Below are 26,431 nucleotides of genomic sequence, written 5' to 3' on the forward strand. Positions count from 1 at the left end.
ATTCGGGTTCTAACCCGAATTACCACTCACGACCGGCGGGAGGCTTACTGGCAGGCTTCGCAGTCGGGGTCGTCGATGCGGCAGGCGGCGCCTTCGGTGGCGACGAAGTCGACGTCCGGCGCGGGGGCCGGCGAGGGCGACGGGGCCGGGGCGGGCGTCGGGGCCGGCGCGGGAGCCGGGGTGGCCGCCGCGGGGGCCGGGGTGGCCGAGACGGCGTTCAGCTTGCCGTCGGTGCCGCGCAGGGTGCTCTTCTCCACGTGCGTCGCGGACTGCGCCCGCAGGTAGTACGTGGTCTTGAGGCCCTTGTGCCACGCGTAGCGGTACAGCTCGTCGAGCTTGCGGCCGCTCGGCGCCGCGATGTAGAGGTTCAGCGACTGCGCCTGGTCGATCCACTTCTGGCGCACCGAACCGGCGTCGACGATCCACTTCGACTCGATCTCGAACGCCGTCGCGTACAGCGCCTTGAGGTCGTCCGGCACGCGGTCGATCTGGCCGAGGCTGCCGTCGAAGTACTTGAGGTCGCTGACCATGACCTCGTCCCACAGGCCGCGGGCCTTGAGGCTCTTGACCAGGTGCGGGTTGACGACGGTGAAGTCGCCGGACATGTTCGACTTGACGAACAGGTTCTGGAACAGCGGCTCGATCGACTGGCCGACGCCCGAGATGTTGGAGATCGTCGCGGTCGGCGCGATCGCCATCACGTTGGAGTTGCGCATGCCGACGGTCTTGACCCGCTCGCGCAGCGGCGCCCAGTCCAAAGTGGACGACAAGTCGACATCGAGGCCGTCACCCTGGCGGGCGTCGATGAGCAGCTGCATCGAGTCGATCGGCAGGATGCCCTTGCTCCACAGCGATCCCTCGAACGACTGGTACTGCCCGCGCTCCTCGGCGAGGTCGGTCGACGCCGAGATCGCGTAGTAGGAGAGGTGCTCCATGGAGACGTCGGCGAACTTCACGGCCTCCTCGGAGGCGAACGGGACGCCGATCTCGAACAGCGCGTCCTGGAAGCCCATGATGCCCAGGCCGACCGGGCGGTGGCGCAGGTTGGAGCGGCGCGCCTCCGGGATCGTGTAGAAGTTGATGTCGATCACGTTGTCCAGCATCCGGACGGCCGTGCGCACGGTCTTCTCGAGGCGCTCGGTGTCCAGACCGGACGGGGTGACGTGCTTGAGCAGGTTCACCGAGCCGAGGTTGCAGACCGCGACCTCGTCGGTGGTGGTGTTCAGCGTGATCTCGGTGCACAGGTTGGACGAGTGCACGACGCCGACGTGCTGCTGCGGCGAGCGCAGGTTGCACGGGTCCTTGAACGTGATCCACGGGTGGCCGGTCTCGAACAGCATGGTCAGCATGCGGCGCCACAGGTCCACCGCGCGGATCCGGCGGAACACCTTGATCTCGCCGCGGTCGGCCATCGCCTCGTACTCGCGGTAGCGGGCGGCGAACTCGTTGCCGTAGAGGTCGTGCAGGTCCGGGGTCTCGTTCGGTGAGAACAGCGTCCACTCGGCGTTGGCCTCGACGCGGCGGAGGAACTCGTCCGGCACCCAGTTCGCGGTGTTCATGTCGTGGGTGCGCCGGCGGTCGTCACCGGTGTTCTTGCGCAGGTCGAGGAACTCCTCGATGTCCACGTGCCAGGTCTCGAGGTACGCGCAGGCCGCGCCCTTGCGCTTGCCGCCCTGGTTGACCGCGACCGCGGTGTCGTTGGCGATCTTGAGGAACGGCACGACACCCTGCGACTGGCCGTTGGTGCCCTTGATGTGCGCGCCGAGGCCGCGGACCGGGGTCCAGTCGTTGCCGAGGCCGCCGGAGTACTTGGCCAGCAGCGCGTTGTTCTTGTACGCCTGGAAGATCGAGTCCAGGTCGTCGTCCACCGTGGTCAGGAAGCAGGACGACAGCTGCGGGCGCGTGGTGCCCGAGTTGAACAGCGTCGGGGTGGACGCCATGAAGTGGAAGCTCGACAGCAGCTCGTAGAACTCGATGGCGCGGGCTTCACGGTCGTCTTCGCGGATGGCCAGGCCCATCGCGACGCGCATGAAGAAGGCCTGCGGCAGCTCGAAGCGGGTGCCGTCGTGGTGCTGGAAGTACCGGTCGTAGAGCGTCTGCAGGCCGAGGAAGCCGAAGTCGAGGTCGCGCTCCGGGCGGATCGCGGCGGTGATCTTGTCCAGGTCGAAGCGCTGCAGCTCGGCGTCGACCAGCTCCAGTTCGATCGCGCGGCGCAGGTAGGCGCGGAAGTACGCGGGGTACTCGGTGGCCATCTCGTCCTGGCTGGCCAGGCGCGGCTTCTTCGCGAGGTAGCTCAGCGCCTCGCCGCGCAGCTTGTCCAGCAGCAGCCGGGCGGAGACGTAGGAGTAGTTCGGCTCCTGCTCGACCAGCACGCGGGCGGCCAGGACCTGGGCCAGGGCCAGCTCGTCGGCGCTGATGCCGTCGTAGAGGTTGCGCTTGGCCTCGGCGAGCACGGGCTCGGCCGAGACGTCTTCGAGGCCGGCGACGGCCTCGCCCACGACGTGGGAGACGCGGGCCCAGTCGAGCGGGCGCAGGACGCCGTCGGCGCCCTTGACGTTCAGCGCGACCTCGGCCGTGGCCGGCTTCACGGCCTCGCGGGCCTTGCTGCGCTCCTCGCGGTAGAGGACGTACGCGCGGGCGACCTTGTGGTGCTCGCCGCGCATCAGGGCGAGCTCGACGATGTCCTGGATCTGCTCGATGTGCAGGGCGGTCTCGGGGCCGGCGTGGCGCAGCAGGGTGGTCTCCACCTGCTGGGTCAGCTCGGCGACGACGTGGTGCACGCGGGAGGACGCGGCGGCGTCGCCACCCTCGACCGCGAGGAACGCCTTGGTCAGCGCGACCGAGATCTTCCCGGCGTCGAACGGCGACACGCTGCCGTCCCGCCGGATGACCCGGATCGCGGTGGGTGTGTCGGCAGCGGACGGCCGCTGACCGGTTTCGACTGACATGCGTGTCTCCACTGTGCTCTCGAAAAAATGGGCGCGTTCGATCGCCGCACGGCCTCGCGAGGCCGTGCGCTGCAGGTTCTTCAAAGCTGCCCGGCAGTACTCTGCAGCGGTCTCCCCGTCGCTGGGCCCTGCCGGTCACCAGAGACTACATGTAGGGGTGATCAGCCGCGCGGGACCCAAGGGGTGGCGTGTCGCGCTCTCACCCTGCCGGGTTACGTGATCACTGAGAGGTGCTGCTCAAGGGGCGGGCGCGGGGGTTCGGGGGTAGGTTCCGAGGCCGTCCGGGCTCGGGTGGACCACGGGTGCCGGGTGGTCCGGTCGGTGGGTGCGCGGGGCCGATGACGTGAATGACTCATTCATGTCGTCTGGTGACATGAATGAGTCATTCACTACGTGCGGGCGGGGCGGAGCGCGCGGAGGGTCAGGCGCCGAAGCGCAGTTCCGACGCGGGCAACTCCAGGCTCGCCACCGGGCGCCGCCCGTCGAGGTAGCCGAGCGGGCCGTGCGGGTTGAAGCTCCAGTCCGCCGATGCCGGGCGCGGGCTGATCTTGGCCCCCACCGGGGTCCGCAGGAGGCCGTCGCGCTCCTGGGCCACCTCGAACGACGTCGGGACCCGTAGCGGCAGCGCGGGCCGGCGGGTGAACGCCGCCGTCGCGATCCAGTCGTCGGCCGTCGCCGCCGTGGCCGTGAACGTGCGGCCGCCGGTGAAGTCCAGCGTCGCCAGGTCCTTCGGGATCGCCCACAGCTCGCGGCCGCCCGCCAGGGACGCCTCGCTGTCGACCCAGATCTCGGTGATCGAGCAGGACACGCGCCGCGCCTTGATCGACACCGCGGCCAGCAGCTCGTGGTAGGCCAGCTGCCCGGGCGGGGTGTAGTCGATCCACGCCGTGAACACCGACGCGTGCCCGGCGACGACCAGCGGCGAAACGCCGGCCGGCAACGCGGGCAGCCGGGAAGGCGGTACGCGCCAGACCGACACCCGCGCGTCGGCGGTCAGGGTCCAGGGCTGCGGCGGGTAGAGGCTCATTTCTCCAGCCAGGGCAGGTAGTCGGGCAGGTCCTTGTCCACGCGCAGGCCCCACGACGGCGGCCGCTTCTGCAGGAACGACATGACCCCTTCGACGGCGTCCGGGTTCGCGCCCAGCCCGCCGATCAGCCGGGAGTCGAGTTCGTGCACCGGGAACGGCGACTCGGCGCTCGCCATCCGGTAGAGCAGCTGGCGGGTGACCGCGACCGACACCGGCGCCGTCGTCGACACGATTTCGCGCGCCAGCTCGTACGCCTCGTCGAGCACGGTTCCGGTGGGGAAGACCTTGTGTACCAGGCCCTTTTCGAGGGCCTCGGCAGCGGGGAACACCCGGCCGCTGATCATCCAGTCGAGGGCGGTCCCCATGCCGACGAGCCGGGGGAGGAACCACGCCGAGGCGCCTTCGGGGTAGATGCCGCGCCGCGTGAACACGAAGCCGAAGCGCGAGTCCTCCGAGGCGAGCCGGTAGTCGCACGACAGCGTGATCGTGACGCCGCCGCCGACCGCCGCGCCGTGCAGGGCCGCGATCACCGGCTTGTTCATCGTGAAGATCCGCTTCGAGCAGCGGCCGGCGGGCTCCTGCCACGCCGCGTCCGGGCCGGTCGACGGATCGAAGTCGAAGCCGCCCTGCGACAAGTCGGCGCCGACGCAGAAGTCCTTGCCCGCCCCGGTCAGCACGACGACGCGGACGTCTTCGTCGCGGTCCGCGCGGTCCATGGCGGCGCCGAGCTCGTCGGCCATCCGGATCGTGTAGCCGTTGCGCGCCTCCGGGCGGTTCAACGTCACCGTGGCGATCCGGTCCGCGACGGCGTAGGTGATCTCGGCGTAGTCGGCCATGGCGACGAACGTATTGCAGTCCGCCACTACTGGCAAGATGTCAATAGTGGATCCGCTGCGTCCGGGCTGAAACAATCAGGCGCGCTTGATTTTTCCGAGGGGCGGTGCGACGCTGGGCGTCGGACGCAAGGAGGCGGCGGATGGCGGACCTCGGCGTGATCCTCGGGGATCTCGACGCGGAATCACGGACGATCGACGACGTGGTGGCGAACCTGCCCGCGTCCGACTGGGCACGGGGTACACCGGCCGCTCGGTGGACGATCGCGCACCAGATCGCCCACCTGGCCTGGACCGACCGCAAGGCCTACATCGCGGCGGCTCACCCGGAGGACTGGCAGGCCGAGGTCGAAGAGCTCCTCAAGGTGGGGGAGAACTACGTCGACGACGGCGCCGCGGCCGGGGCGGCGCGGCCGCCGCGGGAGATCCTCGAAGACTGGCGGGCCGGCCGCAAGCAGCTCGCCGAAGCCCTCGCCGCCGTGCCGGACGGGCAGAAGCTGCCCTGGTACGGCCCGCCGATGAGCGCGGCCTCCATGGTCACCGCCCGCCTGATGGAGACCTGGGCCCACGGCCAGGACATCTTCGACGCCCTCGGTCTGACGCGCGAACCGACCGCGCGGCTGTGGCACATCGCCCGCTTCGGCACCCGGACCCGCGACTTCGCCTACAAGCTCAACTCGCTCGCGCCCCCGGCCGAGGAGTTCCGCGTCGAGCTGATCGCGCCGGACGGCTCCACCTGGGCGTTCGGCCCGGAGGACGCCGAGCAGAAGCTCACCGGCAGCGCGCTCGACTTCTGCCTGGTGGCCACGCAGCGGCGGCACCCGGCCGACACGGACCTGGTCGCGCACGGCGCCGACGTCGAGGAATGGCTCGGCATCGCGCAGGCCTTCGCCGGACCGCCCGGTGAAGGACGGAAACCGGGGCAGTTCGCATGACTTTCCGCATCGGCAACGCTTCGGGGTTCTACGGCGACCGCTTCTCGGCCGTCCGCGAGATGCTCACCGGCGGCCCGCTCGACGTCCTCACCGGCGACTACCTCGCCGAGCTGACCATGCTCATCCTCGGGCGCGACCGGATGAAGGACGCGAACCGCGGCTACGCCAAGACGTTCCTCCGCCAGATGGAGGAGAACCTCGAGCTGGCCAAGGAAAACGGCGTCAAGATCGTCGCGAACGCGGGCGGCCTCAACCCCGCCGGGCTCGCGGACGCCCTGCGCGAACTGGCCGACAAGCTCGGTCTCGACGTCAAGATCGCGCACGTCGAAGGCGACGACCTGGTCGCGCGCGCCGCCGAGCTGAAGCTCGGGAAACCGTTGACCGCCAACGCCTACCTCGGCGCGTGGGGGATCGTCGAGTGCCTGAACGCGGGCGCGGACGTCGTCGTCACCGGGCGCGTCACCGACGCCTCGGTGATCGTCGGGCCGGCGGCCGCGCACTACGGCTGGGCCCGCGACGACTTCGACGCCCTCGCCGGCGCGGTCGCCGCCGGGCACGTCATCGAATGCGGTGCCCAGGCCACCGGCGGGAACTACGCCTTCTTCACCGAGCACTCCCTGGGCGTGCCGGGGTTCCCGATCGCCGAGATCGAGGCCGACGGCTCCAGCGTCATCACCAAGCACCCGGGCACCGGCGGCGTGGTGAACGCCGGCACGGTCACCGCGCAGCTGCTGTACGAGATCACCGGCGCCCGCTACGCCGGGCCGGACGTCACGACCCGGTTCGACACGCTCTCGCTGACCGAAGACGGACCCGACCGCGTCCGCATCTCCGGCGTCCGCGGTGAGGCTCCGCCGCCGACGCTGAAGGTCGCCTTGAACACCCTCGGCGGGTTCCGCAACGAGACGACGTTCGTCCTCACCGGACTCGACATCGAGGCGAAGGCCGCGCTTGTGCGCGAACAGCTCGAAGCGGCGCTGAAGGAACGGCCCCCCGCCGACGTCAAGTGGACGCTGGCCCGGACCGACCACCCGGACGCCGACACCGAACAGACCGCGAGCGCGCTGCTGCACGTCGCCGTCAAGGACGCCGACCCCAAGGTGGCCGGGCGCGCGTTCACCGGGGCGGCCGTCGAACTGGCGCTGGCCAGCTACCCCGGGTTCCACGTCACCGCGCCGCCGTCGGATGCCTCGCCGTACGGCGTCTACACCGCGGCCTACGTGGACGCCGGGCAGGTCCCGCACGTGGCCGTGCTGCCGGACGGGATGCGAGTCGACATAGCGCCTTCGGTGTCCACCCGGGAGCTGTCCGATGTGGACGAACCCGCGCTGCCCGAGCCCCTCGACCACGGCCCGGTGCGCCGGGTGCCCCTGGGCACGATCGCCGGCGCCCGCAGCGGGGACAAGGGCGGCAACGCCAACCTCGGCGTCTGGGTGCGGTCGGAAGAGGCGTGGCGGTGGCTCGTCCACCGCCTGACCATCGCCGAGTTCAAGCTGCTGCTGCCCGAGACCGCCGACCTGCCGGTGACGCGCTACCTGCTGCCGAACCTGTGGGCGATGAACTTCGTCGTCGAGGGCATCCTCGGCGAGGGCGTCGCGTCGCAGGCGCGGTTCGACCCGCAGGCCAAGGCCTTCGGCGAGTGGCTGCGGTCCCGTGAGATCGACATCCCCGAGGTGCTCCTGTGACCGATCCGTTCCGGACGCCCGAGCGGGCCGAGCTGCGCAAGACCGTGCGGAAGTTCGTCGAGCAGGAGGTCCTGCCGCACCTGGACGACTGGGAGCGCGCCGGGGAACTGCCCCGGGAACTGCACCGCAAGGCCGGCGACCTCGGCCTGCTCGGCGTCGCCTTCCCCGAGGAGATCGGCGGCGGCGACGGCAACTACCTCGACGCTTTGGTCGTCGCCGAGGAGATGCACTACGCGGGCGGGTCCGGCGGGCTGTTCGCGTCGCTGTTCACCTGCGGCATCGCCGTGCCGCACATCGCCGAGGCGAACGACCCGGTGCAGATCGAACGCTGGGTCCGCCCGACGCTGGCCGGCGACAAGATCGGCTCGCTCGCCGTCACCGAGCCGGACGGCGGTTCGGACGTCGCCGGGATCCGCACCACCGCCGTCCGCGAGGGCGACGAGTACGTCATCAACGGCGCCAAGACCTACATCACCTCGGGCTGCCGCGCGGACTTCGTGACGACGGTCGTGCGCACCGGCGGCGACGGCGCGCACGGGCTGTCACTGATCGTCGTCGAACGCGGGACGCCGGGGTTCACCGTCTCGCGCAAGCTGGAGAAGATGGGCTGGCTCTGCTCCGACACCGCCGAACTGTCCTACGTGGACGTCCGGGTGCCGGTGGAGAACCTCGTCGGCGTCGAGAACAGCGGGTTCGCGCAGGTCGCCACCCAGTTCGTCACCGAACGGCTGTCGCTGGCCGTGCAGGCGTATTCGCACGCTCAGCGGGCCCTCGACCTGACGCTGGACTGGTGCCGGTTGCGCGAGACGTTCGGCCGACCGCTCATCTCGCGGCAGGTCGTGCAGCACAAGCTGACCGAGATGGCGCGGCGCGTGGACGTCGCGAGGACGTACGCCCGGCAGGCCGCGATCCGGCACGTCTCGGGCGAGGAAGTCATCGCCGAGGCCTGCTTCGCCAAGAACACCGCCGTCGAGGCCGCCGAATGGGTGGTCAACGAGGCCGTCCAGCTGCACGGCGGGCTCGGCTACATGCGCGAGTCCGAAGTGGAACGGCACTACCGCGACGTCCGGATCCTCGGCATCGGCGGCGGCACCACCGAGATCCTCACCGGCCTGGCCGCGAAGCGATTGGGATACACCTCGTGACTACCTTGAGGTCCACAGTGGACACGCGGGCCGCCGAGTTCGGCGCGAACCGCGAGGCGATGCTGGAGAAGCTCGCCGAGATCGACGCCGAGCAGGCCAAGGCCGTGGCCGGCGGCGGCGAGAAGTACGTCGAGCGCCACCGCAAGCGCGGCAAGCTCCTGGCCCGCGAACGGATCGAGCTGCTGCTCGACGAGGACTCGCCGTTCCTGGAGCTCTCCCCGCTGGCGGCCTGGGGCACCGACTACCGCGTCGGCGCCAGCCTGGTGACCGGCATCGGCGTCGTCGAAGGCGTCGAGTGCCTGATCTCGGCGAGCGACCCGACGGTCAAGGGTGGCGCGAGCAACCCGTGGACGACGAAGAAGAGCTTCCGGGCCGCGGACATCGCCGCGCAGAACCGGCTGCCGTCGATCAACCTCGTCGAGTCGGGCGGCGCGGACTTGCCGACGCAGAAGGAGATCTTCATCCCGGGTGGCCGGATCTTCCGCGACATCACGCGGGCTTCGGCCGCGGGCTGCCCGACGGTCGCGCTGGTCTTCGGCAACTCCACGGCGGGCGGGGCGTACCTGCCCGGCATGTCGGACTACGTCGTGATGGTCAAGGAACGCGCGAAGGTGTTCCTCGGCGGGCCGCCGCTGGTGAAGATGGCGACCGGTGAGGAGTCCGACGACGAGTCGCTCGGCGGTGCCGAGATGCACGCGCGGACGTCCGGTCTGGCCGACTACCTGGCCGTGGACGAGCAGGACGCCATTCGCCTGGGCCGGAACATCATCAAGCGGCTCAACTGGACCAAGCAGGGACCGACGCCGAAGCCGGACTACGCCGAGCCGCTGTACGACACCGAGGACCTGCTCGGCATCGTGCCGACCGACCTCAAGGTGCCGTTCGACCCGCGCGAGGTCATCGCCCGCGTCGTCGACGGCTCCGACTTCGACGAGTTCAAGCCGCTGTACGGCTCTTCGCTCGTGACGGGCTGGGCGAGCATCCACGGCTACCCGGTCGGCGTGCTCGCCAACGCCCAGGGTGTGTTGTTCGGCGAGGAGTCGCAGAAGGCCGCGCAGTTCATCCAGCTGGCCAACCAGATCCACACGCCGCTCGTCTTCCTGCACAACACCACCGGCTACATGGTCGGCAAGGAGTACGAGCAGAGCGGCATCATCAAGCACGGCGCGATGATGATCAACGCCGTTTCGAACTCGAAGGTGCCGCACCTGTCCGTCCTCATGGGAGCGTCCTACGGCGCCGGGCACTACGGCATGTGCGGGCGGGCCTACGACCCTCGCTTCCTGTTCGCGTGGCCGAGTGCGAAGTCCGCGGTGATGGGCCCGGCACAGCTGGCGGGCGTGCTGTCCATCGTGGCCCGCGCGGCAGCCGAGAGCCGGGGCCAGGAGTACAACGAGGAGCACGACAAGGCCATGCGCGCCATGGTGGAAGGCCAGATCGAAGCCGAGTCGATGCCGATGTTCCTCTCCGGCATGCTCTACGACGACGGCATCATCGACCCGCGCGACACGCGCACCGTGCTGGGGCTGAGCCTGTCCGCGATCCACAATGGACCAGTGAAGGGCGCCGAGGGCTTCGGCGTCTTCCGGATGTGAGTGAGCGATGATCCAGAACCTGCTGGTCGCCAACCGCGGCGAGATCGCCCGCCGCGTCTTCCGCACCTGCCGCGACGCCGGGATCGGCACGGTGGCGGTGTTCTCCGACGCCGATGCCGCCGCCCCGCACGCCCTCGAAGCCGATGCGGCCGTGCGGCTGCCCGGCAACGCGCCGTCCGAGACGTACCTGCGGGCCGAGCTGCTGGTCAAGGCGGCGGCCGACACCGGCGCCGACGCCGTCCACCCCGGCTACGGCTTCCTGTCCGAGAACGCCGCGTTCGCCCGCGCCGTGCTCGACGCCGGGTTGACCTGGGTCGGGCCGCCGCCGGAGGCCATCGAGACCATGGGCTCCAAAGTGGAGTCGAAGCGGCTGATGGCCGCGGCGGGCGTCCCGGTGCTGTCCGAACTGGACCCGGCGTCGGTGACCGACGCGGATCTTCCGTTGCTGGTCAAGGCGTCCGCGGGCGGTGGTGGCCGAGGGATGCGCGTGGTCCGCTCCCTCGACGAGCTGGCCGAGGCCGTGGAAGGTGCGAGTGCGGAGGCCGGATCCGCGTTCGGCGACCCGACCGTCTTCTGCGAGCGGTACCTGGAGACCGGGCGGCACATCGAGGTCCAGGTGCTGGCCGATCAGCACGGCACGGTGTGGGCGGTGGGGGAACGGGAGTGCTCGATCCAGCGCCGGCACCAGAAAGTCGTCGAAGAAGCGCCGTCGCCGTTCGTCGATACGGGGATGCGCGAGGAACTGTTCGATGCCGCGCGCAAGGCCGCCAAGGCGATCGACTACGTCGGCGCGGGCACGGTCGAGTTCCTCGCCGGGCCCGACGGCCGGTTCTACTTCCTCGAGATGAACACCCGGCTGCAGGTCGAGCACCCGGTCACCGAGAACGTCACCGGCCTCGACCTCGTCGCCTTGCAGCTGCGGGTCGCGGAAGGCGAACGGCTCCCGGCCGACCCGCCGCCGACCGTCGGCCACTCCATCGAGGTCCGGCTCTACGCCGAAGACCCGGCGGCGGGCTGGCAGCCGCAGAGCGGCACGCTGCACACCTTCGAGGTCCCCGACGTGGACCGGCGGTTCACCGAAGGCGCCGGGCTCAGGCTCGACTCCGGGTTCGAGAGCGGGTCCGTGGTGGGCGTCCACTACGACCCGATGCTGGCCAAGGTGATCACCTGGGCGCCGAACCGCGCGGAAGCCGCCCGCCGGCTCGCCAAGGCGCTGGCCGCGGCGAAAATCCACGGGGTCGTCACCAACCGCGACCTGCTGGTGACCATCCTGCGGCACGAGGCGTTCCTGGCCGGGGAGACGGACACCGCGTTCTTCGACCGGCACGGCCTGGACACCCTGGCCGCACCGCTGGCCACAGTGGACACCGAGCGGCTCTCCGCGCTGGCGGCGGCCCTGGCGGACGCGGCGGGCAACCGGGCGTCGGCCACCACGCAGAGCCGGCTGCCCAGCGGCTGGCGCAACGTCCGCTCGGCCGGGCAGCGCAAGGTCTTCACCGTGGCCGACCGCGAATACGAGGTCGTCTACTCGCTGACCCGGGACGGCTTGAAAGCCGAAGGCTACGACGTCGAACTGGTCACCGCCGAGCCCGGCCGGGTCGTCCTGGACGTCGCCGGGGTGCGGCGCACCTTCGACGTCGCCCGGCACGACGGTGTGTCCTATGTGGACTCCGTGCTCGGCTCAGTGGCGCTGACGGCGGCGCCGCGGTTCGCCGACCCGGACGCGGCGCTGGCCGCCGGGTCGCTGGTCGCGCCGATGCCGGGCACGGTCGTGCGGCTCGCGGTCCAGGCCGGGGACCCGGTCAAGGCCGGCGACCCGCTGCTGTGGCTCGAGGCGATGAAGATGGAACACCGGATCGCCGCCCCCGCCGACGGCGTGGTGGCGGAACTGCCGGTGACGGTCGGACAGCAGGTCGAAGTGGGCACGATCCTCGCGGTGGTGGGAGAAGCAGAATGAACGCGATGAACTTCATCGAGCCGGAGGAGCGGATCGCGCTCCGCAAGGCCGTCGCCGAGCTCGGCGCCAAGTACGGGCACGAGTACTACGCCAAGAAGGCGCGGGCGGACGAGAAGACCCACGAGCTGTGGGACGAGGCCGGCCGGCTGGGCTACCTCGGGGTCAACATCCCCGAGGAGTACGGCGGCGGGGGCGCGGGCATCGCCGACCTCGCCGCGGTCCTCGAAGAACTCGCCGCCGCGGGCTCGCCGCTGCTGCTCATGGTCGTCTCGCCGGCCATCTGCGGCACCGTGATCTCCCGCTTCGGCACCGACGAGCAGAAGAAGCAGTGGCTGCCGGGCATCGCCGACGGCACCAGGCGGATGGTCTTCGCGATCACCGAACCGGACGCCGGGTCGAACTCGCACAAGATCACCACCACCGCCAAGCGCGACGGCGACGGCTGGGTCCTCAGCGGCCGGAAGGTCTACATCTCCGGCGTCGACGAGGCCGACGCCGTGCTCGTCGTCGGCCGCATGGAGGACTCGAAGACCGGCAAGCTCAAGCCCGCGCTGTTCATCCTGCCGACCGGTACCCCGGGCTTCGAGTACACGAAGATCCCGATGGACATCGTCGCGCCGGAGAACCAGTTCTCGCTGTTCCTCGACGACGTCAAGCTCCCGGCCGAGGCGCTGGTCGGCGAGGAGGACGCGGCGATCGCGCAGCTGTTCGCCGGGCTCAACCCGGAACGCATCATGGGCGCGTCGTTCTCCCTCGGCATCGCCCGGTACGCGCTGGCCAAGGCCGTCTCCTACGCGAACCAGCGGCAGGTCTGGGGCACGCCGATCGGCGCTCACCAGGGGCTCGCCCACCCGCTGGCGGAGATCAAGGTCGAGCTGGAACTGGCCAAGCTGATGACGCAGAAGGCCGCCTCGCTCTACGACTCGGGTGACGACTTCGGCGCGGGGGAGTCGGCCAACATGGCCAAGTACGCCGCCGCGGAGGTGGCCATCCGCGCGACCGACCAGGCGGTGCAGACCCACGGCGGCAACGGCCTCGCCACCGAGTACGGCCTCGGCACGCTGGTCACGGCGGTGCGGCTGGGCCGGATCGCGCCGGTCAGCCGCGAGATGGTGCTCAACTTCGTCGGCCAGCACAGCCTCGGCCTGCCCAAGTCCTACTGATCCCGAAACGCCACTTTCCCTAGGAAAGATGCGTCGCCTCACGGAGGTTTCACATGTCTGGATTGGACGGCAAGACGATCATCATGTCCGGCGGCAGCCGCGGCATCGGCGAGGCGATCGCGCTGCGGGCCGCGAAGGACGGCGTGAACGTCGCGTTGCTGGCCAAGACCGCCGAACCGCACCCGAAGCTGCCCGGCACCATCTACACCGCCGCGGAAGCGATCGAGAAGGCGGGCGGGCACGCGCTGCCGATCCTCGGCGACGTCCGCGACGACGACGGCGTGGCTGCCGCGGTGGCGAAGACCGTCGAGCAGTTCGGCGGCATCGACATCGTCGTGAACAACGCGAGCGCGATCGACCTGACGCCGACCGAGCAGGTCAGCATGAAGCGCTACGACCTCATGCAGGACATCAACGCGCGCGGCACGTTCCTGCTCTCGAAACTGGCGATCCCGCACCTGCGGCAGGGGATGAACCCGCACATCCTGACGCTGTCGCCGCCGATCAGCCTCGACGAGAAGTGGTTCACCGCCGGGCACCTCGCGTACAGCATCGCCAAGTACTCGATGAGCCTGGTGACCGTCGGGCTCGCGGCCGAGCTGAAGAAGGACGGCATCGCGGTCAACTCGCTGTGGCCGCGCACGACGATCGAGACGGCGGCGATCCGCAACGTCGTCGGGGCGGAGCTGGCCGACCGCAGCCGGACGCCGGAGATCATGGCCGACGCCGCGTACGCGATCCTCACCAAGCCGAGCCGCGAGGTCACCGGGAACTTCTTCCTCGACGACGAGGTGCTGCGCGCGGAGGGCGTCACGGACTTCTCGAAGTACCGTATCGGCGGTTCGGAGGAGGACCTCCAGCTCGACTTCTGGGTCGAACCGGCTTGACCGGCGTCCGCGAACCCCAGCAGGAACGCAGCCGCACGACGCGGCGGCGGCTGATCGAGGCCGCGCTCGACGGCTTCGGCGAGCGCGGCTGGCACGGCGTCACGGTGGCCGGGATCGCCGAGCGCGCCGGCGTCTCCCGCGGCGCGGCCCAGCACCACTTCCCGACGCGGGAGGACCTCGTGGTGGCCGCGGTCGACCTGCTCGGCCAGTCGCAGATCGACGAGCTGCGGGCCCGGGCCGCGGACCTGCCGAGCGGGGCGTCGCGCATCGAGCGCGTCGTCGAGATGGTGCTGAACCTCTACACCGGGCCGCTGTTCCGCGCGGCCCTGCAGCTGTGGTCGGTCGCGGCGACCGACGAGGCGCTGCGGGACGTGCTGGTGCCCCTGGAGGCGCGCGTCGGGCGCGAGGCGCACCGGGTGACGGTGGAGCTGCTGGGCGTCGACGAGTCCCGGCCGGGGGTGCGCGAACTGGTCCAGGCCACCCTCGACCTGGGGCGCGGGCTGGGCCTGGCGAACCTGCTGACCGACGACACCCGCCGGCGGCGGCAGGTCGTGCGGGAGTGGGCCCGCACCCTGGAACTGCGGCTCGCCGCCGGCTGAGCGCCGGTCCTACAGGCAGCCGATGGTCTCGCTGGTGATCGCCGCGATGCTCCAGCCGGTGCTGTCGTAGCTGATCTGGAGGTTCTCTTCGTTGCGCACGCACAGCCGGGTCTGCCGGCCGGCCGCGGGGTAGATCGTCCGCTGCTCGCCCGCGGCCAGCACGGCCGTACCGTCGCTGTCGTCGTTGTACGGGCCGCCGTCGATGCCGTAGTCGAGCTCCCACTTGACGGTGCGGGCGCTGGTGGCCGTGTTGATCAGCCCGAGGTAGCCGAGCACGTTGCACTTCGTGCTGTCGCAGTTCCAGCGGAAGCAGACCTGGTAGCGGATCTTGCCGTGCGACAGCGTGCCGGAGCATTTCGGGGACGCGACAGCCGCGCGTGGTGCCGCCGCGTCCGCCATGGCGGAGGAGAACAGCAGGCTGGGTGTGAAGGCCGTGCAGAGCAACGCGAGCAGCGCGAGGGTTCGCTTCGGCATGAGGCTCCTTCGAAAGGCGGTGGACGCCGCCTTCACGCCCCGGCCGTCGAGGCGGTTTAGCCGCCGCTCGCCGCGACTCCCGAACCGGTCGGCGACACGCCGGACCAATCCGGAACCTCAACCGGGTCCGAAGCGTCATAGTGTCGTAAGTAACACAATCGGCCCAATGGGCGAATGACTATTAGTAGCGGTTCTCAGAGGAAGGCAGTCCGGTGTCCGGTTCAGGAGTCGAGCTCACCCACCGCGCGATGGCGATGCTGAAGGCGGTGGCAGCAGGCCGTGCGCAGATGTCGTGCAGCTGCGAGCCCGACCTCTTCATCGACGGATTCGCTTGTTGCGATCAGATGACGGCGCACGCGCTGGCCCACGGCGGCTACCTGCGTCCCGCCGTCGAAGCCGCCACCGGCCGCGTCCCGGCCGAGCTGACCGAGGCCGGCCGCGCCGCGCTGGAGATCACCCTCGCCGCCTGAGCACCTGCACGTGCGTCACGCAGGGTCGCAGGGTCGAACATGTGTTCGGTCTCCCGTGGGCGATCGCGACCTGGCAGGCTTGAGCCATGGCGGAACCCCCACCACCGGTGGACGACGAGGCGACTGTCTTCCTTCCCAGCGAATTGCGCGGCGCCCACTGGCCGACCCGCGACCCCGACGTCTCCCGGCGGCCGTACGACGAGTTCGCCACCCAGATCGTCGCGCGGCTACCCGCCTCGCCCGTCACCGCCGGCCGCGGTGAAGGCGCCGGCTCGTCGCTGGCCCGCTCGAGCGGCCGGATGGCCGTCGCCTCGACCGTCAGCCGGATCACCGGGTTCGTCGCGAAGCTGCTGCTGGCCGCCGTGGTCGGCACCCGGGTCGTCAACGACTCCTTCACCGTCGCGAACACCCTGCCCAACATCGTCTTCGAACTGCTCTTCGGCGGCGTGCTCGCCAGCGTCGTCGTGCCGCTGCTGGTCCGCTCCCAGGACGACCCGGACGGCGGCCGCGCCTACACGCAGCGGCTGATCACCATGGCGCTGGTCCTGCTCACCGTCGGCACGGCCGTCGCGGTGGCGATCGCGCCCCTGTTCACCACGCTCTACGTCGACAAATCGTCTCCGACGGCCAATCCGGGGCTCACGACCGCCCTCGCGTACCTGCTGCTGCCGCAGATCCTGTTCTACGGCCTGTTCGCGCTGCTCTCGGCGATCCTCAACGCGCAGAACGTCTTCGGCCCGCCCGCTTGGGCGCCGGTGCTGAACAACGTCGTCGTCACCGGCACGCTCGTCGTGTTCGCGGTGGTGCCGGGGGAGCTGACGCTCGACCCGGTCCGGATGAGCGATCCGAAGCTGCTCGTGCTCGGCCTCGGCACCACGCTCGGCATCGTCGTGCAGGCCGTGGTGCTGGTCCCGGCGCTGCTGCGCACCGGGTTCCGGTTCCGCTGGCGCTGGGGCTTCGACCCGCGGATCAAGGAGTTCGGCGGGCTGGCCGCGTGGATCCTCGGCTACGTCGTCGTCAGCCACGTCGGGTTCGTCGTCACCACCCGGGTGCTGACGCACGGGACCAGCGGCGGCGTCACGGCCTACAGCTACGCGTCCCTGCTCTTCCAGCTCCCGTACGGCATCCTCGGCGTCTCGCTGCTCACCGCGCTGATGCCGCGGATGAGCCGCGCCGCCGCGGACGGCAACACCGTCGCGCTCGTCGGCGACCTCTCGCTCGCCTCCCGCATCTCGACGGTGCTGTTCGTGCCGATCTCCGCCGTGCTGGCGGTGGTCGGCACCCCGGTCGGCATCGCGATCTTCACGTGGGGCCGCGGCACCCTCGACGACGCCGAGCGGCTCGGCCAGACCCTCGCCGTCTCCGCCGTCGGGCTGCTGCCCTTCGCGCTGGTCATGTTGCAGCTGCGGGTGTTCTACGCGATGAAGGACGCGCGCACGCCCACCCTGATCATGCTCGTGATGACCGCGGTCAAGATCCCGCTGCTGCTGCTCTGCCGCGGCCTGCTCGACGGCGAACACGTCGTCCACGGCGTGATGCTCGTGAACGGCGCCGGGTTCGTCGTCGGCGCCGTCCTCGGCCAGGTCTGGCTCTGGGTCCGGCTCGGGCACCTGCGCAGCAAGCGATCGCTGCGGGTCGGGCTGATCACCCTTTCCGTGAGCGCGCTCGGCGTCGGGGCCGCGGTGCTCGCCGGCTACGCCGTGCCCGGCTCCCTCGGCGCGATCCCTGCCGCGTGGGTGAAACTCCCGGTCCAGACCTTGCTCGGGATGGCCGTCCCGTTCGGCCTGCTGGCCCTGCTCAGGCTCCCGGAGTTCACGCCGGTGACCCGGCGCGCGGGCGCCCTCCTGCGGCGGTTCGCGCCTCGTTGACGACTACGGCCGGGAACGCGATCCGGATGTCTCGAAACGGTAACGAGACCGCTGCGATCAGCGCGTTTACTTTTCCAGCGCGGCTTTCTAGGATCCACCCGGATCAGCGATGGGGTGGAGGTCGTGCATGACGCGCAGGGCGCGCAGGCGGCGGGATCGGGTCACGGTCGACGAACTGCTGCGGGAGGCCGGGTCGCGGCCGCGGAAACCCGGTTCGCGTTCGGCCGAGACGGCCGCCCGGCGTGATCCCGACGCCGAACCGCACGGCGCGGCGGGCCGGATCGCGCTGGCGTCGGCGGTGATCGTGGTGCTCGGCGGCCTCGTGCTCGCGCTGGCGACCCGGCCCGAGCCCGTCCCGGGGTCCACGCAGTTCCCGCAGCTGCAGCCGGCCACCGCCGTCCCGACGTCGACGGCGCTCGCCGTGCCGACGCGGACGACCACGCCGTCGCCGGTGGTCATGCACGCGCGCCAGACGCCGACCCCCACGCCGACGGTGACGGTCGACCTGCCGCCGTCACCGACGACGACGATCACCCTCCCGACGTTCACGCCGGACTACCGCTGCTACCCCTACGGCTGCCGTCGCGACGGCACGCCGGTGCGCTGACGCCGCAGCAGCAGGTAGCTGCCCGCGGCCAGCACGAACCCGGCGGCGAACGTCAGGTCGCCGGTGCCGGGGACCGCCTTCGGGATCGGCGCGGTGTAGAGCGCCTGGTTCGCGAACAGCCCGACGGAAACGACCAGCCCGACGAGGAAGGCCGTGAACCCGGCGACGTTGCGGTGGCTCCGGTCGGCGAGCAGCTCGCCGAACTCCGTGCCGCGGCGCAGGTGGTGGTCAGCCAGCAGCACGCCGAGCCACGGGCCGATCCAGTAGGCGATGACCAGCAGGAAGTTCTCGTACGCGTGCCCGGCGTCGGCGAGCCCGAGCCAGGCCAGCACGAACCCGACCGCGCCGAACGCGAGCGCGACGACGGCGCGGCGCCAGGCCAGCGGCAGCCGGACCCCGAGCGCGAGGAAGGCGAGCGCGCCGGAGTAGACGTTGAGGACGTTCGCGGCGACGGCGCCGAGCGTGATCGCCAGCAGTGTCGCGGCGGCGAGGACGCCGGGCAGGTGCCCGGTGAACGCCGTCGTGGGGTTGTCGTCGGCCGGGCCGGCGATGGTCGTCGAGGCGGCACCGACGAGCATCAGGACGGTGGTCGAGAGGAACAGGCCACCGCCGGCGTAGAGGCCGATCGCGCGTCGTGACGCGGTCTTCGGCAGGTAGCGCGTGTAGTCGGCGGCGTAGGGGTTCCAGCCCGCGGTGTAGCCGAACGCGGTCCCGACGGCCAGGAGGAACCCGCCGACGCTGCCGGAGTTGGTGGTGGCGCCGGACTTCCCGAAGACGACGACGCTCGCGATGGCGAACACGACCGCGAGGACGGCGAAGACGTACTTTTCGTAGGCCTGGACGAGGTTGTGCCCGAAGAAGGCGATGACGATCTGCAGTGCGACGACGAGCACGAGGCAGGCGACGGTGGGGAGCCCGGTGAGACTCGCGAGCGCGAAGGCCCCGCTGACGCTGTTGACGGCGAACCAGCCGACGCCGGCCATCACCGACATGAGCGCGGCGGGCACCAGGTTCCCGCGGTAGCCGAACGCGGCCCGCCCGAGCACCATCTGCGGCACGCCGTAGCGCGGACCGCGGGCGCTCAGCACGCCGTGCGCGACGGCCCCGAGCCCGTTGCCGACGACGGCCGCGAGCGCGGCTTGGGTGAAGGAGAGCCCGAAGGCGGTGACGGCGAGGACGCCGACGAAGACGGTGGCGAACTCGAGGTTCGGGGAGGCCCAGGTCCAGGCCAGCTGCCGCGGCGTGCCGTGACGGTCGGCGTCGGCGACGGGTTCGACCCCGCCGGGTTCGACGGCGACGACCTTGTCGCCGTAAGCGGCCTCTTCGGTCCTCGTCATGCGAAGACGGTAAGCGACGAAGATTGCGTCGGTGTGACGGATTCGCGGGGGTCCCGACGACGTGAATGACTCATTCCTGTCGTCAGATGACGTGATTGAGTCATTCACGTCATCCCGTTCACCGGCACGGTTTCCGCTCACCGGAACCCCGCGAAGGCCCCCTCACCGACCCCGATGCCGGTGAGGGGGCCTCCGACAGCCCCACTACGGGTCTCGCGTCAGCCGGTGTACCCGGCGACGATCTTCGTGAACGCGTACTTGTCCTGCGTGATGCCGCTGCACTCGCCGCCGCCGCTGCAGTCGCGGTTGGTGGCCCAGAACGTGAAGCGGGCCAGGTGGTGGCTCGTCGCATAGCTGCGGATGGAGGTGAAGTTCGCCACCGTGACCGTCTCGCCCGCGTTGTCGGTCTTGCCGTTCATCGAGGAGAGGCCGCTGTGCCGGTAGGCGGTGTCGTCGCTCCAGCCGAACGTGGTCTTGAGCTGGTTCTTCAGCCCGTCGACCGCGGACTTCGTCAGGGCGGCCATGTCCCCGCCGCTGGAGAAGTCGAACGGCATGACCGACCAGACGTCGACCGGGGCGCCGATCGCCTTGGCCTGGTTGATCAGGCGCTTGCCCCACGAATCGGGGCCGGTCGTGGTGGTGCCGATGGTGATGACGACCTTCAGGTTCGGGTTCTTCTGCTTGGTCAGCTTGACCGCGTTGAGGATGCGGTCCTGCACCGTGTTGTTCTGGAACTCGTCGGTGTTCTCGATGTCGAGGTCGATCGCCTTGAGGCCGTAGGCGTCGATCACCTTCTGGTAGGCACCCGCGAGCGCCGAGGCCGACGTGCACTTCGAGCCCAGCTTCGTGCCGGACCAGCCGCCGAAGGAGGGGATCACGTCCCCGCCCGCGTTGCGGATGTTCTGGATCATCGTCTTGTCCGAGCCGGTCAGCGAACGGCTGCCGTCCCACTTCGGGTTGCAGGTCCCGTCGGACAGGACGAACGCGAGGGTAAACGCTTTCACACCGGTGGCGGACATCGCCGCGGTCGGGCTGGTCTGCCCGCCCCACTGGTACAGGTACGGCGAAGCGAGCACCGGGTCGACCGCGGCCATGGCCTGCGGGGCGAGGCCGACCGCCGTCGCCATCGCGGCTCCGGCCGCGACCGCGAGGGTGACCAGACGGCGCACTGATTTCATGGGGGTCCTCCAAACGTGCAGGGTGGAGCACCTCCGGTTTGAGGCGGCGGGATCAACCCTGGAGGAGCACTGTGTGCCACCACACAGTGGACTAGACCAATGTTGCGTGTCAACCCTTCTTCGGTCGGAAATATGACTCACGGTGTGCGCATGGTTCCCGAGCGTCGGCGGTGTGAGATTCCCCTGAAGGCGGAGTGACAGCGCCCGCCATTCCGGCTACTTTGCCGAAATGGTGGGGGATTCCACGGTCGCCGCCGGCGGGGAACGCCGCCCGGGCCGGTTCCTGCCCGCCGTCGTCCCGCTGCGCTGGGCGCTGTGGCGGCTGCCGCGCCGCGGCCAGGTCGTCTACCTCGTCGCGGTCGACGCCCTCGCCGTCGCCGCGGCCGTGCTCGCCGCTCTCCGGTTCCCGCCGCTCGCCACCATGGCGGCACCGTTCGCGCTGCTCCTGGGCGGGATGCTGGTGTCGGCCGAGCTCGCCCGCGCGGTGGAGCGCCACCGCGAGGAAACCCTCCTCGGCCCCGGCGTCGACACCCCGTGGATCTTCGCCGGCGTCCTGGTGCTCCGGCCGGGCCTCGCCGTCGCCCTGGTCGTGCTGTCCGCGCTGCACCAGTGGTTCCGGGTCCGCAGAAGACCCGTGTACCGCCAGGTGTTCGGCGCCGCCGCGACGGCGCTGGCCGGCCTCGTCGCCGGCGCGTTCCTCACCGCGACGGGCGCCGGGCCGCTCGGCGAGGTCCTCGACGCCCGCACCGTCCTCCTGCTGACCGTCGCCGGTGTGGTGTTCCTGGCGGTGAACGCCGCGCTCGTGACCGCCGCCGACGGCCCCCGCCACCCCCGCGAAGCCCTTCCGGGACACGCTTTCGACGCCGCGATGACCGCGTCCGCTCTGCCGCTCGCCTGGGCCGTCGCGGCCGCGCCGCTGCTGGTCCCGCTGCTGGCCGGCGCCACCGTCGTGCTGCACCGTGGCGGGCTGGGCCGCGGCCGACGCGACCACGTCACCCTCGATCCCGGCACCGGCGTGCTGACGGCCGCGTCGTGGCGCGGCGCCGCCGAAGCCGAGCTGGACCGGCTCGGCCGCCACGGCCCCGGCCAGGCCGTGCTGCTGCTCGACCTCGACCACTTCCGCCAGCTCAACGACCGCTACGGCGCCCGCATCGGCGACGCGGTCCTGCGCGCGGTCGCCGACACCCTGCGCGACGAGGTCCGGGCCGCCGATCTCGTGGGCCGCTCCGGCGGCGAGGAGTTCGCGGTGCTGCTGCCCGGCACGGGCCGCTTCGACGCCATGGCGATCGCCGAGCGGATCCGCCTGCGGATCGCGTCGACGCTGGTGGCGTTGAAGGCCTCCGGCGACGGGCCGCAGTTCGTCGGCGTGACGGTGTCGATCGGCGTCGCGGGCTGCGCCGACGGGCTGCTCTCGGACGCCCTGCTGGCCGCGGAAGCGGCGGTGCTGCAGGCGAAGGCCGCGGGCCGCAACCGCACGATCTGCGCGGAACCCTAGGTCATCGTGATGGCGTTGAGCTTCTCCCGCAGGTAGTCGGCCGCGATCACTTCCGGGTAGGTCGTCTTGCCCAGCGGGGGTGCCAGCGACGTGATCCGCGCGTCGTGGTCGGTCTCGTAGAAGAAGATCAGCGACACCAGGTCCTCCTCGGGCGCCGACGCCGCCGGCGGCAGGACGCGGTGGCGCGTCGACCGCCAGCGGTCGCCCGTCCAGCGGGCCATCAGGTCACCGATGTTCACGGTGAACGCGTCGGGGTGGAACGGCGCGTCCTCCCACTCGCCGCCGGCGGTGTAGACCTGGAGCCCGCCGACGCCGGCCTGGCGGTCGAGCACGGTCACCGTGCCGAAGTCGGTGTGCGGCCCGATCCGGAACTGCTCCGGCTCCGGCGCGCCGACGTGGGTCATCGGCGGGTACCAGTTGATGTTGAACGTGTACGTCGGGTGCGCGGTGTGGCGGGTGAAGTGGCTCTCGGCCAGGCCGAGCGCCGCGGCGAAGATCTCCAGCAGGTGGTCCGACAGCGCCCGCATCCGGCGCATGTACTCCGTGGCCGTCTCGGCGAGCCCCGGCACCTCGTCCGGCCACACGTTGGGCTGGAACCAGAACCCGTCGATCTCGGCGACGCCCACGCCGAAGTCCGCGCCCGCGGAGTACGACTCCTTGAGGTCCGGCGGCGTCTCGGTTCCCTCGGCGTAGCCGTTGGCCTCGACGCCGGGCGGCAGCCAGCCGCGGCCGCCGACGGTGACGGCGTAGCGCTGCTTGACGTCCTCGGGCAGCGCGAAGAACTCCCGCGCCAGCTCACGCGTGCGGCGGCGCAGGTCGTCCGGGACGCCGTGCCCGGTGACCAGCAGGAACCCGGACTCGCACAGCGCGCTGTCGATCCGGGCGGCCACTTCGGCGCGGCCCTCGGACGTGCCCGCGAACCACGGTGAGAGGTCCACGAGCGGAACGGTTGACGGCATACCGGCTCCTCGTAACGCACTGTCCTATTCGGACTTTTCGACCCCGATGTCCTCGTACCACAGGTCCGGGCGCGCGGCGATGAACTCCGTCATCAGCGCGGTGCAGGCGGGGTCGTCGAGCAGGGTGATCTCCACGCCGAGCCCGGCCAGCCAGTCGTGCCCGCCGTGGAACGTCGTGGCCTCGCCGATGACGACCCGCCCGATCCCGAACTGACGGACGAGCCCGGAGCAGTACCAGCACGGCGAGAGCGTCGTGACCATGATCGTGTCGCGGTAGTGCGGGCGGCGCCCGGCGTTGCGGAACGCCGAGGTCTCGGCGTGCATCGAGGGGTCGTCGTCCTGCACGCGCCGGTTGTGCCCGCGGCCCAGCAGGGTGCCCGCGGTGTCGAACAGCGCGGCCCCGATCGGCACGCCGCCCTCGGCCTTGCCCAGCTCGGCTTCTTCACGGGCGACGGCGAGCAGGGCGCCAGGGTCGATCGGCATGCGTCACTCTTTCCGCCCGACGCCGTCCGTGGCAAGTGTTTGACCATCCGACTGCACCATCCGGCAGATCGCGGACCGAAGCTGTCCGCGATGTCTGACACACTGCGTTCCATGTACGGCACATCGGAACGCCTGCTCAGGCTGCTTTCCCTGCTGCAGGCCCGGCGCGACTGGCCGGGCGCGGACCTCGCGTCGCGGCTCGAGGTCGACGTCCGCACGATCCGCCGGGACGTCGAGCGGCTGCGGTCCCTCGGCTACCCGGTGCACGCGACACCCGGCGTCGCCGGCGGCTACCGGCTCGGCGCGGGTGCCGCGCTCCCGCCGCTGCTGCTGGACGACGACGAGGCGGTCGCCGTCGCGGTCGGCCTGCGCACGGCGGCGAGCGGCACGGTCAGCGGCATCGAGGAGACGTCGGTGCGCGCGCTGGCGAAGCTGGAGCAGGTGCTGCCGGCGCGGTTGCGGCCGCGGGTGAGCGCGCTGCAGGCGGCGACGATGTCCCTCCCGGGTGGCGGCCCGACGGTCGACGCTTCGGTGCTGACGGTGATCGCGGCGGCCTGCCGCGACCACGAGCGCCTGCGCTTCGGCTACGGCGACCGCGCGGGCACCGAGACGGAACGGTCGGTCGAGCCGCTGCGCCTGGTCCACACCGGACGGCGCTGGTACCTGGTGGCGTTCGACCTCGACCGCGACGGCTGGCGCACGTTCCGCGTGGACCGCATCACGGGCGTCCCGGCGCCGAGCTTCCGCTTCGCGCCGCGCGAACCCCCGGCCGAGGACCTGGCGGCGTACGTGTCGCGCCAGATTTCGTCGGCGCCGTACCCGCACCAGTTCGTGCTGCGGGTGGCCGCCCCGGCGGCGGTGCTGTCCGAGCGCATCCCGCCGACGGTCGGCGCGGTGGAGCCGATCGACGAGCACAGCTGCCGGGTCCGGACCGGGGCGAACACCCTGGACACGGTGCCGTACTACCTGGCGCAGTGGGGGTACGACTTCGTGGTGGAGGAGGCGCCGCCGGGCCTGGTGGAGCGGCTGCGGGCGGTGGCCGAGCGCTTCGCCCGGGCGGTGGGCTGAAGGGCCCCTTCGTGCGCGTGAGGCGCTGAAGAGGCCCTTCCGCTCCTCGGATGCGAGGAAGGCGCCCTTCAGCCCGCCGCCACCCGCGCCCGGTCGCTTTCCCCGTCGCTCAGGAAGGCCGCCAACGCGCTTCCCTCCTCGGCGACCTCGCGGCGTTCGGGCTTGGTCAACCGCCGCAACGGCCGCACCACCACCGTTTCGGCCGCCACCGTCCAGGTCGCCGAAACCCGGCCGTCCACCAGCACCACCCGTTCGCCCGCGACCGAGAGGCCGCGGTGGGCGTCGTCGATGATGCGGGTCCGGTCGTCGTAGCCGAGGATCGCGTTGTCGAACGCCGGCAGGAACCGCACCGGGGCCGGCGTGTCCGGGCCGGGGCGGGGCGCGTCCGGCAGGTCGAGCAGCTCCCGGCCCCGCTCGTCGCGGAAGGCCACCAGGTCCTCGCGCACCGCTTTCACCGCGGCCGGCAGCCCGGCCAGGCCGCACCACGCGCGCAGGTCCGCCGTCGCCGCCGGACCGAACGCGGCCAGGTAGCGCTTCACCAGTGCCCGCCCGACTTCGTCGTCCGGGTGGAGCGGGTCGACCTCGCGGCCCAGCCACGACGCGAGCGGCAGGTTCCGCACGCCCGCCCGGGCGCGCCACAGTCCCCGGGGCGGCAGCTGCGCCACCGGGATCAGGGCCGCGACGAGCATTTCGCCGAGGGGCCGCGGCCCGGCGGAAGGCCACCGGTCCGCGACCGCCCTGGCCAGCTCGGCCATCGAGCGGGGCTCGCCGTCGGCCAGGACGGCCCGGCCCGCCGCCGCGAGCTCGTCGAGGTCCACCCCGTCGAGCTCGCGGCGGTAGGTGCCGAGGACGCGCTGGCGCAGCATGGCGTCGAAGCGCGCCCGCCACGCCAGGACGTCCTCGGCGGTGAGCAGGTGGACGGTCCGGCGCATCAGGTGCGTGCGCACCACGCGCCGCTCGGCGAGCAAGTCCGACAGCGCCGCCGGGTCGAACGCGCGCAGCCGGGACCACAGCCCGGTGAAGGGTTCCTGCGGCTCCTGCGCCTGCAGGCCGCCGAGGTGCGCGACGGCGGCGTGCACCGGCAGCGCGGCGCGGTCGAGCAGCAGTTGCCGGGCGAGCGTCGCGCGGTTGAGCGACCGGGCGTCCAGCACCGTCACGTCGACTTCTGGCCGTCGAGCGTCTCGCGGAGGATGTCCGCGTGGCCGGCGTGCTGGGCGGTCTCGGCGATGACGTGCAGCACGGCCCGCCGCGCGGTCCACACCGTGCCCGGCCGGTTCCACGGTGCTTCCGGCAGCGGGTGCGTCGCGGAGAGTTCGGGCACCGTGCGGATGACGTCCTCGCTGCGCTTCGCGACGTCTTCGTAGCGCGCGAGGACGCCGGCCAGGGTGTCGCCGGGCTGCATGGCGAACTCGTTCTGGTGGTCGATCGCCCATTGCGGGTATTCGCGGGCGGTCCCGGCCGCCATGTCCGCCCAGGTCACGCCGTCGGGCAGGTCGTAGCGCATGGCCGACGGGCCGTCGACGACGAAGCGCAGCCAGTTCTCCTCCATGGACGCGACGTGCTTGACGAGCCCGCCGAGGCACAGCGCGCTGACGGTCGGCCGCGCGCCGGCCTGCTCGTCGGTGAGGCCGTTCGTGGCGGTGATGAGGGCGGCTCGCGCGGTCGCCAGCTCGGCGATGAGGTCGGCGCGTTCGGTTTCGTGGGTCATGGGACCACCG

23 protein-coding genes are annotated in these 26,431 nt (G+C 71.3%); 13 read left to right on the forward strand and 10 right to left on the reverse strand.

The window, feature by feature from the left end; genetic code table 11:
* Window positions 1-44: 44 nt before the first annotated feature.
* From QRX60_RS28275 to QRX60_RS28285, 3 genes are all read right to left on the reverse strand, one after another.
* Window positions 45-2,948 carry a ribonucleoside-diphosphate reductase subunit alpha gene (locus QRX60_RS28275; protein ID WP_285994458.1) on the reverse strand — a complete coding sequence of 968 codons (2,904 nt, stop codon included), beginning with the start codon at window positions 2,946-2,948 and terminating at the stop codon, window positions 45-47.
* Window positions 2,949-3,369: 421 nt separating this feature from the next.
* Complete coding sequence (locus QRX60_RS28280) at window positions 3,370-3,975, reverse strand: acetoacetate decarboxylase family protein (protein WP_285994459.1); 606 nt, start codon at window positions 3,973-3,975, stop codon at window positions 3,370-3,372.
* Window positions 3,972-4,811 carry an enoyl-CoA hydratase-related protein gene (locus tag QRX60_RS28285; protein ID WP_285994460.1) on the reverse strand — a complete coding sequence of 280 codons (840 nt, stop codon included), beginning with the start codon at window positions 4,809-4,811 and terminating at the stop codon, window positions 3,972-3,974. The genes QRX60_RS28280 and QRX60_RS28285 overlap by 4 nt, the downstream gene beginning before the upstream one ends.
* Window positions 4,812-4,951: 140 nt before the next feature.
* On the opposite strand from QRX60_RS28285, the gene QRX60_RS28290 reads away from it, so the two are divergent.
* From QRX60_RS28290 to QRX60_RS28325, 8 genes are read left to right on the forward strand one after another with little or no spacing between them, the layout of a single operon-like run.
* The gene (locus QRX60_RS28290; RefSeq protein WP_285994461.1) at window positions 4,952-5,743 is read left to right on the forward strand and encodes a TIGR03084 family metal-binding protein; all 792 of its coding nucleotides are present in this window, start codon (window positions 4,952-4,954) and stop codon (window positions 5,741-5,743) included.
* Window positions 5,740-7,428: an acyclic terpene utilization AtuA family protein gene (locus QRX60_RS28295; protein ID WP_285994462.1), complete on the forward strand. Its 1,689-nt coding sequence runs from the start codon at window positions 5,740-5,742 to the stop codon at window positions 7,426-7,428. The genes QRX60_RS28290 and QRX60_RS28295 overlap by 4 nt, the downstream gene beginning before the upstream one ends.
* Window positions 7,425-8,573: an acyl-CoA dehydrogenase family protein gene (locus QRX60_RS28300; RefSeq protein ID WP_285994463.1), complete on the forward strand. Its 1,149-nt coding sequence runs from the start codon at window positions 7,425-7,427 to the stop codon at window positions 8,571-8,573. Before QRX60_RS28295 ends, QRX60_RS28300 begins: the two co-directional genes overlap by 4 nt.
* Entirely contained in the window at window positions 8,570-10,168 is a 1,599-nt protein-coding gene (locus QRX60_RS28305; RefSeq protein WP_285994464.1) for an acyl-CoA carboxylase subunit beta, read from the forward strand. Before QRX60_RS28300 ends, QRX60_RS28305 begins: the two co-directional genes overlap by 4 nt.
* A 7-nt stretch (window positions 10,169-10,175) precedes the next feature.
* A complete protein-coding gene (locus tag QRX60_RS28310; protein ID WP_285994465.1) occupies window positions 10,176-12,125 on the forward strand; it encodes an acetyl/propionyl/methylcrotonyl-CoA carboxylase subunit alpha in 1,950 nt (649 codons plus the stop codon).
* Window positions 12,122-13,288: an acyl-CoA dehydrogenase family protein gene (locus tag QRX60_RS28315; RefSeq protein WP_285994466.1), complete on the forward strand. Its 1,167-nt coding sequence runs from the start codon at window positions 12,122-12,124 to the stop codon at window positions 13,286-13,288. Before QRX60_RS28310 ends, QRX60_RS28315 begins: the two co-directional genes overlap by 4 nt.
* Before the next feature lie 53 nt (window positions 13,289-13,341).
* Window positions 13,342-14,175, forward strand: a complete 834-nt coding sequence (locus QRX60_RS28320; protein ID WP_285994467.1) for an SDR family oxidoreductase — start codon at window positions 13,342-13,344, stop codon at window positions 14,173-14,175.
* On the forward strand, window positions 14,172-14,774 hold the full coding sequence (locus tag QRX60_RS28325) for a TetR/AcrR family transcriptional regulator (protein ID WP_285994468.1): 603 nt from the start codon (window positions 14,172-14,174) through the stop codon (window positions 14,772-14,774). The genes QRX60_RS28320 and QRX60_RS28325 overlap by 4 nt, the downstream gene beginning before the upstream one ends.
* A 9-nt stretch (window positions 14,775-14,783) precedes the next feature.
* Here the strand turns inward: QRX60_RS28325 and QRX60_RS28330 are convergent, their stop codons facing one another.
* Window positions 14,784-15,248 (reverse strand): hypothetical protein, encoded by a 465-nt coding sequence (locus QRX60_RS28330; RefSeq protein WP_285994469.1) that lies wholly within the window; start codon window positions 15,246-15,248, stop codon window positions 14,784-14,786.
* A 212-nt stretch (window positions 15,249-15,460) separates the two neighbouring features.
* Between QRX60_RS28330 and QRX60_RS28335 the strand changes: the two genes are divergently transcribed.
* From QRX60_RS28335 to QRX60_RS28345, 3 genes are all read left to right on the forward strand, one after another.
* A complete protein-coding gene (locus tag QRX60_RS28335; RefSeq protein WP_285994470.1) occupies window positions 15,461-15,718 on the forward strand; it encodes a hypothetical protein in 258 nt (85 codons plus the stop codon).
* 86 nt (window positions 15,719-15,804) lie between these two features.
* Window positions 15,805-17,586: a murein biosynthesis integral membrane protein MurJ gene (gene murJ / locus QRX60_RS28340; RefSeq protein WP_285994471.1), complete on the forward strand. Its 1,782-nt coding sequence runs from the start codon at window positions 15,805-15,807 to the stop codon at window positions 17,584-17,586.
* A 127-nt stretch (window positions 17,587-17,713) separates the two neighbouring features.
* Window positions 17,714-18,193: a hypothetical protein gene (locus QRX60_RS28345; protein ID WP_285994472.1), complete on the forward strand. Its 480-nt coding sequence runs from the start codon at window positions 17,714-17,716 to the stop codon at window positions 18,191-18,193.
* Here QRX60_RS28345 and QRX60_RS28350 read toward each other — a convergent pair.
* Both QRX60_RS28350 and QRX60_RS28355 read right to left on the reverse strand, forming a co-directional pair.
* Complete coding sequence (locus QRX60_RS28350) at window positions 18,157-19,530, reverse strand: purine-cytosine permease family protein (RefSeq protein WP_285994473.1); 1,374 nt, start codon at window positions 19,528-19,530, stop codon at window positions 18,157-18,159. The two genes, QRX60_RS28345 and QRX60_RS28350, sit on opposite strands and share 37 nt — an antisense overlap.
* A gap of 218 nt (window positions 19,531-19,748) precedes the next feature.
* Window positions 19,749-20,708: a chitinase gene (locus QRX60_RS28355; protein WP_285994474.1), complete on the reverse strand. Its 960-nt coding sequence runs from the start codon at window positions 20,706-20,708 to the stop codon at window positions 19,749-19,751.
* Between the two features lie 229 nt (window positions 20,709-20,937).
* Here QRX60_RS28355 and QRX60_RS28360 point away from each other — a divergent pair, with 229 nt between their 5' ends.
* Window positions 20,938-22,203: a GGDEF domain-containing protein gene (locus QRX60_RS28360; RefSeq protein ID WP_285994475.1), complete on the forward strand. Its 1,266-nt coding sequence runs from the start codon at window positions 20,938-20,940 to the stop codon at window positions 22,201-22,203.
* Here QRX60_RS28360 and QRX60_RS28365 read toward each other — a convergent pair.
* Both QRX60_RS28365 and QRX60_RS28370 read right to left on the reverse strand, forming a co-directional pair.
* The gene (locus QRX60_RS28365; RefSeq protein ID WP_285994476.1) at window positions 22,200-23,162 is read right to left on the reverse strand and encodes an isopenicillin N synthase family dioxygenase; all 963 of its coding nucleotides are present in this window, start codon (window positions 23,160-23,162) and stop codon (window positions 22,200-22,202) included. The two genes, QRX60_RS28360 and QRX60_RS28365, sit on opposite strands and share 4 nt — an antisense overlap.
* A 24-nt stretch (window positions 23,163-23,186) precedes the next feature.
* Window positions 23,187-23,645 carry a nucleoside deaminase gene (locus QRX60_RS28370; RefSeq protein ID WP_285994477.1) on the reverse strand — a complete coding sequence of 153 codons (459 nt, stop codon included), beginning with the start codon at window positions 23,643-23,645 and terminating at the stop codon, window positions 23,187-23,189.
* Window positions 23,646-23,756: 111 nt separating this feature from the next.
* Here QRX60_RS28370 and QRX60_RS28375 point away from each other — a divergent pair, with 111 nt between their 5' ends.
* The gene (locus QRX60_RS28375; RefSeq protein ID WP_285994478.1) at window positions 23,757-24,713 is read left to right on the forward strand and encodes a helix-turn-helix transcriptional regulator; all 957 of its coding nucleotides are present in this window, start codon (window positions 23,757-23,759) and stop codon (window positions 24,711-24,713) included.
* Window positions 24,714-24,781: 68 nt separating this feature from the next.
* On the opposite strand, the gene QRX60_RS28380 is transcribed toward QRX60_RS28375, so the two are convergent.
* Window positions 24,782-25,870 (reverse strand): winged helix DNA-binding domain-containing protein, encoded by a 1,089-nt coding sequence (locus QRX60_RS28380; RefSeq protein WP_285994479.1) that lies wholly within the window; start codon window positions 25,868-25,870, stop codon window positions 24,782-24,784.
* Window positions 25,867-26,421 carry a DinB family protein gene (locus tag QRX60_RS28385; RefSeq protein WP_285994480.1) on the reverse strand — a complete coding sequence of 185 codons (555 nt, stop codon included), beginning with the start codon at window positions 26,419-26,421 and terminating at the stop codon, window positions 25,867-25,869. The genes QRX60_RS28380 and QRX60_RS28385 overlap by 4 nt, the downstream gene beginning before the upstream one ends.
* Window positions 26,422-26,431 lie beyond the last annotated feature (10 nt).

Source organism: Amycolatopsis mongoliensis, from assembly GCF_030285665.1.
GTDB lineage: Bacteria > Actinomycetota > Actinomycetes > Mycobacteriales > Pseudonocardiaceae > Amycolatopsis > Amycolatopsis mongoliensis.

Bases quoted from the DNA above. Each gene is read 5' to 3' on its own strand.
- QRX60_RS28275 (WP_285994458.1), bottom strand. From the start codon at position 2,948: ATGTCAGTCGAAACCGGTCAGCGGCCGTCCGCTGCCGACACACCCACC.
- QRX60_RS28280 (WP_285994459.1), bottom strand. From the start codon at position 3,975: ATGAGCCTCTACCCGCCGCAGCCCTGGACCCTGACCGCCGACGCGCGG.
- QRX60_RS28285 (WP_285994460.1), bottom strand. From the start codon at position 4,811: ATGGCCGACTACGCCGAGATCACCTACGCCGTCGCGGACCGGATCGCC.
- QRX60_RS28290 (WP_285994461.1), top strand. From the start codon at position 4,952: ATGGCGGACCTCGGCGTGATCCTCGGGGATCTCGACGCGGAATCACGG.
- QRX60_RS28295 (WP_285994462.1), top strand. From the start codon at position 5,740: ATGACTTTCCGCATCGGCAACGCTTCGGGGTTCTACGGCGACCGCTTC.
- QRX60_RS28310 (WP_285994465.1), top strand. From the start codon at position 10,176: ATGATCCAGAACCTGCTGGTCGCCAACCGCGGCGAGATCGCCCGCCGC.
- QRX60_RS28315 (WP_285994466.1), top strand. From the start codon at position 12,122: ATGAACGCGATGAACTTCATCGAGCCGGAGGAGCGGATCGCGCTCCGC.
- QRX60_RS28320 (WP_285994467.1), top strand. From the start codon at position 13,342: ATGTCTGGATTGGACGGCAAGACGATCATCATGTCCGGCGGCAGCCGC.
- QRX60_RS28330 (WP_285994469.1), bottom strand. From the start codon at position 15,248: ATGCCGAAGCGAACCCTCGCGCTGCTCGCGTTGCTCTGCACGGCCTTC.
- murJ (WP_285994471.1), top strand. From the start codon at position 15,805: ATGGCGGAACCCCCACCACCGGTGGACGACGAGGCGACTGTCTTCCTT.
- QRX60_RS28345 (WP_285994472.1), top strand. From the start codon at position 17,714: ATGACGCGCAGGGCGCGCAGGCGGCGGGATCGGGTCACGGTCGACGAA.
- QRX60_RS28350 (WP_285994473.1), bottom strand. From the start codon at position 19,530: ATGACGAGGACCGAAGAGGCCGCTTACGGCGACAAGGTCGTCGCCGTC.
- QRX60_RS28355 (WP_285994474.1), bottom strand. From the start codon at position 20,708: ATGAAATCAGTGCGCCGTCTGGTCACCCTCGCGGTCGCGGCCGGAGCC.
- QRX60_RS28360 (WP_285994475.1), top strand. From the start codon at position 20,938: ATGGTGGGGGATTCCACGGTCGCCGCCGGCGGGGAACGCCGCCCGGGC.
- QRX60_RS28365 (WP_285994476.1), bottom strand. From the start codon at position 23,162: ATGCCGTCAACCGTTCCGCTCGTGGACCTCTCACCGTGGTTCGCGGGC.
- QRX60_RS28370 (WP_285994477.1), bottom strand. From the start codon at position 23,645: ATGCCGATCGACCCTGGCGCCCTGCTCGCCGTCGCCCGTGAAGAAGCC.
- QRX60_RS28375 (WP_285994478.1), top strand. From the start codon at position 23,757: ATGTACGGCACATCGGAACGCCTGCTCAGGCTGCTTTCCCTGCTGCAG.
- QRX60_RS28385 (WP_285994480.1), bottom strand. From the start codon at position 26,421: ATGACCCACGAAACCGAACGCGCCGACCTCATCGCCGAGCTGGCGACC.